The organism is Archangium sp., from assembly GCF_057119385.1.
In genome coordinates this window covers 119,086-126,284 of record NZ_DBNGVP010000116.1, presented here as the reverse complement: position 1 = coordinate 126,284, position 7,199 = coordinate 119,086, and the positions used below count along the sequence as shown (strand labels likewise).

The 7,199-nt window shown below is 68.5% G+C and carries 7 protein-coding genes and 1 pseudogene; 4 read left to right on the top strand and 4 right to left on the bottom strand.

The genetic code is table 11. The features are described from left to right. A pseudogene (locus tag AC16DP_RS28065) lies at positions 1–320 on the bottom strand (serine/threonine protein kinase); the annotation flags it as partial. A 12-nt stretch (positions 321–332) separates the two neighbouring features. After that, positions 333–1,172, bottom strand: a complete 840-nt coding sequence (locus tag AC16DP_RS28060; RefSeq protein ID WP_329731573.1) for a DUF2381 family protein — start codon at positions 1,170–1,172, stop codon at positions 333–335. Between the two features lie 377 nt (positions 1,173–1,549). Here AC16DP_RS28060 and AC16DP_RS28055 point away from each other — a divergent pair, with 377 nt between their 5' ends. From AC16DP_RS28055 to AC16DP_RS28040, 4 genes are all read left to right on the top strand, one after another. After that, positions 1,550–2,119 carry a hypothetical protein gene (locus AC16DP_RS28055; RefSeq protein WP_329731572.1) on the top strand — a complete coding sequence of 190 codons (570 nt, stop codon included), beginning with the start codon at positions 1,550–1,552 and terminating at the stop codon, positions 2,117–2,119. A gap of 134 nt (positions 2,120–2,253) precedes the next feature. Continuing rightward, a complete protein-coding gene (locus AC16DP_RS28050; RefSeq protein ID WP_329731571.1) occupies positions 2,254–2,754 on the top strand; it encodes a hypothetical protein in 501 nt (166 codons plus the stop codon). 99 nt (positions 2,755–2,853) lie between these two features. Then, positions 2,854–3,804, top strand: coding sequence for a PLP-dependent cysteine synthase family protein (locus AC16DP_RS28045; protein ID WP_329731570.1), 951 nt, complete (start codon positions 2,854–2,856; stop codon positions 3,802–3,804). Continuing rightward, positions 3,801–5,426, top strand: a complete 1,626-nt coding sequence (locus AC16DP_RS28040; RefSeq protein WP_329731569.1) for an adenylate/guanylate cyclase domain-containing protein — start codon at positions 3,801–3,803, stop codon at positions 5,424–5,426. The genes AC16DP_RS28045 and AC16DP_RS28040 overlap by 4 nt, the downstream gene beginning before the upstream one ends. 131 nt (positions 5,427–5,557) lie before the next feature. Here the strand turns inward: AC16DP_RS28040 and AC16DP_RS28035 are convergent, their stop codons facing one another. Both AC16DP_RS28035 and AC16DP_RS28030 read right to left on the bottom strand, forming a co-directional pair. Beyond that, complete coding sequence (locus AC16DP_RS28035; protein ID WP_329731568.1) at positions 5,558–5,797, bottom strand: hypothetical protein; 240 nt, start codon at positions 5,795–5,797, stop codon at positions 5,558–5,560. A gap of 189 nt (positions 5,798–5,986) precedes the next feature. Next, a complete protein-coding gene (locus AC16DP_RS28030; protein ID WP_329731567.1) occupies positions 5,987–7,156 on the bottom strand; it encodes an alkaline phosphatase PhoX in 1,170 nt (389 codons plus the stop codon). Positions 7,157–7,199: the final 43 nt, after the last annotated feature.

Below are 7,199 nucleotides of genomic sequence, written 5' to 3'. Positions count from 1 at the left end.
TAGCCCTGGGTGGGATGGGGCCAGAAGTCCACCGCGTACACGCGCAGCAGGTTGGGGTGGGAGGAGTAGGTGAAGAGGGCTGATGCCTCGCGCGCCAGGCGCCGCCAGGCGCTCGTCTCCTCCACGTCCTGCGCTTCCGTGAGCGCCTCGGTGGATGGGTTGAGGGGGAGCAACCCCATTTTCATGGAGTACGGGCGGCCGTCGCGCTCCACCTTGAAGACGCGGGAGGAGCCTCCACGGCCCAGCACCGCGACGATGAGCCAGGGCCCCACCCAGTGGCCGGGCTGGAGGTGGTCCGGGTGAATGGCTTCTGTCGTCATGGGGCGTGTCTCCTAAAGCTCCACGTCGAGGAGGGGGAGGGGCCGGACGCCGCTCTTGTCCAGCACCTCCAGGCGGAAGACCTCGCCCGCCTTCCAGAACGGCGTCTCCGTTTCCACCGTGACGAGGCCCTCTTCGCCCGGCGCGAGCTGCGCCTTGTTCATGTCCACGGAGCGCACCTTCACGGCGGTACCGTCGGCGCGGGTGAGCCGCGCCACGCCTGGCACCCAGGGTTTCTGTCCCGGAAGGTTGCGCACACGGACGACGGCGAGAGCCCAGCAACAGGCGCGATACCCCACTCCGCCCGGCACCCTCAACCCACCCCGCGCATCTGCGGGTGCATTCCAGATGCGCCGAGCCAGCACCCCTTCTGGGCCGAGGCGCCCCGAAAACACGAGCCCAGCGGGCCCGCTCGAGGCCCGGAGCGCCGCGAGTTGCGCCTCCTTCTCCGCCAGCACCGACTCCAACGCCTCGACGGTGCGCGGGCGGCGCACCACCTCCACCTCCTTGTCCACCAGCGTGGGGTGGGAGACGAGCACGAGCGTGGCCACCGCCGAGGAGGCGCCGTCCTTGTAGCGCACCCGCATCACCAACTTCTCCTCGGCGCCCAGGTCGACGGAGGGCTCCACCGCGACGAGGCGCTCGCCCACGTCCACCCACCGGAAGCGCGCGGGTCGGCCCTCGAGTTCCAGCGAAGCCTTGTCGATGGGGGAGTCGAAGCGCAGGTAGGTGGCGATGCCGGCCGCCACCCGCGCCTCCGGAACCGGCTCACTGGGGTAGGCCGGGAGGAGGAGCTGCCGCTCCTGGCGCTCGCGGGCCGGGGTCTGGGCTGCCGAGGGCAACCCAAGGGACAAGGAGAGAAGGACGAGGAATGGGAGGGGCGGTGGTAGTGCCAGGGTGGTGAACCTCTCCGGTTCACCTTAGCAGATGCCGCACCCAGAGCGGCCAGGACTCGAAGCGGCCTTCCCACCCCAGCATCTTCGTCCGCGCCGGCTCGCACGGCGCTCGACACGCAGGACGGTCACGATGATGTTCCTCTCGATGGGTGCACGTCTGCTGGCCACGGCCACGAATGACATGAGCACCAGGAGCACGGTAGACCGGAGAAGTAGGCGCTTCCGCATGACGCAGGGTAACAGCCCGATAAAATCCCCTGTCCACAACAGAGACGGTAACCGGCGGGAACATGACCCATCCACCCAATGACACTCGAAAGAGAATCGGTCACTCAATGCAACGGGCCTTGCAGGCAGCCTGGGAGGTAGGCGTCGCAAGGGACTACGACTGTGGCCTGTTCGGAACGGAGCGCGGCCTGCAGGCGAGCCTCTACTTCCATCTCCGCGCGCTCCTTGGACCAGGAGAACGTGTCTTCGTCGAGCCCAGAATCATCCTGCCCGAGAGAGCAATCATCCCCGACATCTGCATTGTGGGTGAGCATGAGGTATGGGTACTGGAGCTCAAACTCCAGAACGCCGCACGCCAAGGTGTCGTCTGGGAATCCGATTTCCAGAAGTTCGCCGCATTCACCAATCCATCAGGCATGACACTGAAGCTCGAGGGACGCGGCGACTTCGAAGAGACCCTGCTCCATGACAACATGTACTTCCTGTTCGCAGCAGTAGGGGACAGCACTTGTGGAGCACTCTCCCTGGAATGGCTCCGGGAAAAAACAACTGCCAACCCAAAGCTCGAAAACGTCCTGCAGCGAATCTACTGGGCGGGAGGCATTACCGACCCTGGCCTGAGGCACTTCGAAGGACCCGTCTCACTCTTGTCCCGTGAAAGCCACGCGCCCAGATGAAGAAGACGAATTCGTCTGCCTCGAAGCCAACTGCGAGAACGAAACACCTGATACCTGGACTCGCCATCATCCTCGGGGGCTGCGCGGGGTTTCCCTTCTCCCGCCCGGAACCCGTGGAGGATGACCGCTCCATCGTGTTCCCACGGTTCTTCGAGCGCTCCACCGTCCAGCTGAGCGCGGACGGTCAACCGTATGAGCTGGATGGAGCGGTGCTTCGAGCCATCATGATCGCCGCCAATGACTTTCTGCCTCCCGGTGGCAAGACGCAACCGTGTTGGAAGAGGCAGGAAGCACATCGTTATCGGATCATCCGGCAGGGGGACATCGTCTTCGTTCGTATCGACGAGGACCTCGAGTCCTGCGGACTGCAGTACGTGTCGCTGGATACGGGCGTCACGTATGCCATCCACACGGATGGCCGTATCCTCCGGCGCGTATTCGATGGTCAGCCCGGCGCCGAGCCACTCCCCCCGGATGCGCTCGACGCGGGCAGTCCGGGCTCATCCCCGGATGCGGCCGTGCCTGCTCCCGTGGATGAACCGTCCCCACAGGACGGGGGTTCTGGCCCCGTGTCTTCGGGCCCGGTGCCTGCTGCGCCATCCGCTCCGGATGGAGGCACTCCACCCGTGCCGTAGCCGGGCGAGCGTCCGAGCGGAGGAGCGGCGCGTCATGCCGGAGGAAGACTCCCGGAGCGGGGAGTTTCACGATATGTGGGACGGACTTCCGGACCCGCCATGACCTCACGTCCCCCCTGTCGCCCGCTGCCCGCGGATGGCCGCTTCCTGCAGGCAATCGCCCCCACGCCGCTCGTCCCCGTCCGCCTCGACGCCGAGGGCCCCACCATCTGGTGCAAGCTGGAGTTCCTCAACCCGAGCGGCTCCACCAAGGATCGCATCGCCCGGTACATGCTGGAGAAGGCGTGGCGGCTCGGCGAGCTGTGCCCGGGTGGCGAGGTGGTGGAAGCCTCGAGCGGCTCGACGAGCATCGCGCTGGCGCTGGCCTCGGCGCAGATGGGCCTGAAGTTCACCGCCGTCATGCCCGAGGGCGTCACGGGCGAGCGCGTGCTCACCATCCGCGCCTACGGGGGCAACGTGGAGCTGGTGCCGCGCGACTCGGGCATCCGCGGCGCCATCGCCCGCTCGGAGGAGATCTCCCGGGAGCGCAAGGCCTTCGCGCCGCGCCAGTTCGAGAACCCGGACAACGCGGAGGCGCACCGGGTGTGGACGGGGCAGGAGATCCTCTCGCAGGTGCCGGGCGGGCTGGTGCACGCGGTGGTGAGCGGCGTGGGCACGGGCGGCACGGTGGTGGGCCTGTACCAGGCCTTCGCCGAGGCGGGTTGCCCGGTGACGCCCTTCGTGGCGCGGCCCATCTCGGGGATGGGCACGGACATCGAGTGCTGCAGCTTCAGCTCGCGCGTGCCGGGCGTGGTGGATGGCCTGTCGCGGCTGTACCGCGAGGCGGACCTGCCGGGGCTGGTGGAGCTGAACGTCTCGGACGAGCTGGCGATGAGCACGGCGCGGGCGCTGATCCGCCGGGGCTTCCCGGTGGGGCCCTCGTCGGGGCTCAACTACGCGGCGGCGGTGGAGGCGGCGAAGCGGCTGGGCCCGCAGGCACAGGTGGTGACGATCTTCCCGGACCGGATGGAGCGCTACTTCTCCACCGAGCTGCTGCAACCCCGGCCATGAGCTCCCCACGGACCACGCCGGAGGCCGCCGAGGCCGGGCTCGAGGAGCTGCGTCTGCTGCACGCGCTCAACCGCGCGGTGGACGACCTCATCGAGGGGTGCATCCGAGACCAGCTCTCCCTGGCGCGGACCTTCCAGCGCATCCTGCCCGAGGTGTTGAAGGAGACGGGGGCACAGGGCATCGCCGTCACCACGCGCAACGAGGAGCTGGCCGAGCAGACCTTCCACGCGGGGGACTTCGGCGGCGTCTTCCCGGGCCCGCTGCTCGCCGGGCCGTACGGTACGCGGCGCGAGGGGGACGGCACGGTGGTGAGTCAGACGCTGGACGTGATGGGCCAGACGGTGGGGCACATCGGCCTGTACCTGGTGGGAGACCACACGCGGCCCGAGCACGCGCAGCGCCTGGAGCGCATGCTGGACACGGTGGCCGAGCAGCTCGACACGGTGCTGCTGCTGGTGCACACGGCGAGTGAGAAGCAGGAGCTGATCCTCCGGCTCAACCAGTTGCTGGCCAACCCCGTCTTCGAGGCGGGCATGGACCAGGTGGTGTTGACGCTGGCGCAGCGGGTGCGGGTGCCGGGCTTCCTGCTGGTGTACCGGGACGCGGTGAGGCCCTCGGTGTTGCACTACCGGGCGTACCGCAACGGGCACCTGGAGCACGACTCGGGGGACAAGCCCTCGGCGGAGCTGGACGGGCTGCTGCGGGCGCACGGCGCGGAGCTGCTCCAGCCGGGCGAGGAGCGGCTCAAGCGGGTGTTGGGGCAGCCGCGGGTGATGGAGGCGGTGCTCATCTCGGGGCACGTGCGGAGCGAGCAACTGGGCCGCATCCTGCTGTGGTCGGGGGAGGAGGGCTTCTCCAGCCACACGATGGACCTGGTGCGGGTGCTGGCCTCGACGCTGAGCCAGCGGCTGGTGGACTACAACCGCGAGCGCACGCACCTGTCGAAGTTCTTCCCGGCGGAGGCCATCGACGAGCTGTTGCAGGTGCCGGACTACGCGGCGCGCTACCTGGTGGGGAGGGACGAGGAGGTGGGCATCCTCTTCGCGGACCTCAACGGCTTCACGCGGCTGTGCGAGCAGTTGGAGAGCCCGGCGCGCATCGGCCGTTTCGTGGACCGGTGGAGCGATCGGATGGTGGAGCTCTTGTGGCGGCACGGGGGCGTGTTCGACAAGATGGTGGGTGACTGCATCATCGGGCTGTTTGGCCCGCCGTTCTTCCGGAGCGGCCGGCGCGAGCGGTGCGAGGCGCTGGTGCGGGCGGCGTGTGACATCCAGCGCACGACGGGGGCGATGAGCGCGGACCCGGAGGTGAGGACCATCTGCGAGCGGGTGGGGATGCCGGGGCTGGGAGTGGCGGTGGGACTCAACCTGGCGCCGACGCTGTGCGGGCTCTTCGGGCCGAACCAGGACTACACGGGCTTCTCGACGGGGATGAACCAGACGGCGCGGCTGCAATCGCTGGCGGGGTTCCGCGAGATGCTGGTGATGGAGCCGGTGAAGCAGGCGCTGGAGGGCAGCCAGGATCCCGTCATCCAATCACTCCGTTATGGCGAGCTGACGGAGACACCAGTGAAGAACGTGGCGAAGCCGCTGCGTCACCACCGGCTCCACCTGCCGGACTGAAGCCCCCCACACAGCACCACGGCAGCACAGAAGCACAGAAGCACAGCCCCACCGTGGATCCAGGGCCCTCAATATCCCCTCGCCCTCCGGGAGAGGGACGGGGTGAGGGTGCCACGGATCCCAGGTTGTGCCTACGAGCGGGACGAGCCGCGGGCCGAGCGGGCCTCTGGGGCGCGGATGACCTTGGCGTCGGAGGTGAGCTCGCGGGAGCGATGGAGGGGGAGGACGAGGGCGGCGAGCTGGGCGAGGAGGAGGCCGAGGGACATGAGGGCGGTGTTGCCAGGGCTCCAGTGCTGAACGAGGACGGCGCTGGTGGCCATGAGGATGCCGACCACGACCGCGAGCCACATGACCTTGGTACCGACCTTCATCGCGCCGACCTCCGGGAAGAGACAGAGGGAGGCATTGCGACGGCTGTGCCATCCATCTCCGCCTCGGGAGACGAGGGACACCGGGGCGTTCCGCCACAGGGAGGGGTGAGGCAAACCGGGAGACTGAGGCGATCCGCCACAGTCTCGGGTTCCGCATGCACCCTCTCCCTCTGGGAGAGGGAACGCCCGTCACGCCGTACGGAAGGGACCGGTCACCTCGAAGGTGATGCCATTGCTGGAGGAGCCGGTGGTGCCGCGCTGGGAGCTGAAGTACAGCCGTTTGCCATCGGGGCTGAAGGCGGGACCGGTGATCTCCGAGCTGTTGTGTCCCACGAGTTGGAGGAACGGGGCCACCACCCGGCCCGGGGTGATGATGCAGATCTGCAGATCTCCTCCGTCCTCGGCGACGTAGATATCCCCGGCGGAGGACACGGTGACGTTGTCCACGCCGGTGAGGGGCGAGTTCGGGTAGAGGTTGTCGTCGTAGATGATCTCCAGGCGCGAGGTGGAGGGGGTATAGGCCCAGACGCGGTTGTCGCCCTTGGTGGTGAAGTAGACGACGCCGCGGTCGTACCAGCAGCCCTCGCCGCCGTTGAAGACGGAGGTCTGCGAGGCATTGGTCTGCTGGGAGGCGGGCTTGGTGGAGGACACAGCCACCCACGTCACGGTGGCGCCGGTGAGCGGATCTCCCGACACCCGAGCGGCCTCGAGGGTGCCCGAGCCGAGCGAGGGATAGGCGGACGGAGTAAACCGATAGAAGCGGCCGCTGGTGCTGTCCTCGGTGAGGTAGAGGCGGAAGTCATCGGAGTCGACGGCGACGGCCTCGTGGGCGAAGGTGCCGAGCGCGGAGCGCACCGAGCCCTGCGAGGGCTTCGTGACATCGCACTCCCAGACGCGGCCGCCGGAGAACTCCTCGCAGGAGAGCCAGGTGCCCCAGGGGGTGGGGCCTCCGGCGCAGTTGGAGGTGGTGTTGGAGAGGATGCGGTACGCGCCGACGATGGCGCCACCGGCATCGAACTTGAGGGCCGAGGCGCCGCCGGTGCCGGAGGACTTCTCGGAGTTGGAGGAGTAGATCCACCCGCCGCCGGAGACGGGGAAGCAGGCGCCGCCGTCGGGAGCGCCGTGCCAGGTGTAGCCGGTGCTGGCCACCTGGAGGCCGGAGCGGGCGACGATGCGCGAGGAGAAGCCGGCGGGCAGGCGGACGCCGTTGACGTCGGCCGAGCCGGACATGGCGCCATAGGGGCTGGGGCCGGGCTGGGCGGGGGCGGCGTAGGCGTTGCGCCAGAAGGCGGGGCCCAGGGCGAGCGCGGATCCACTGAGCGCGGACAGACGCAGGAAGTTGCGGCGATCGAGTTGCATGAAGTTCCTCGGGGGGAGAGGGTGCGAGCGCAACCTCTCACGG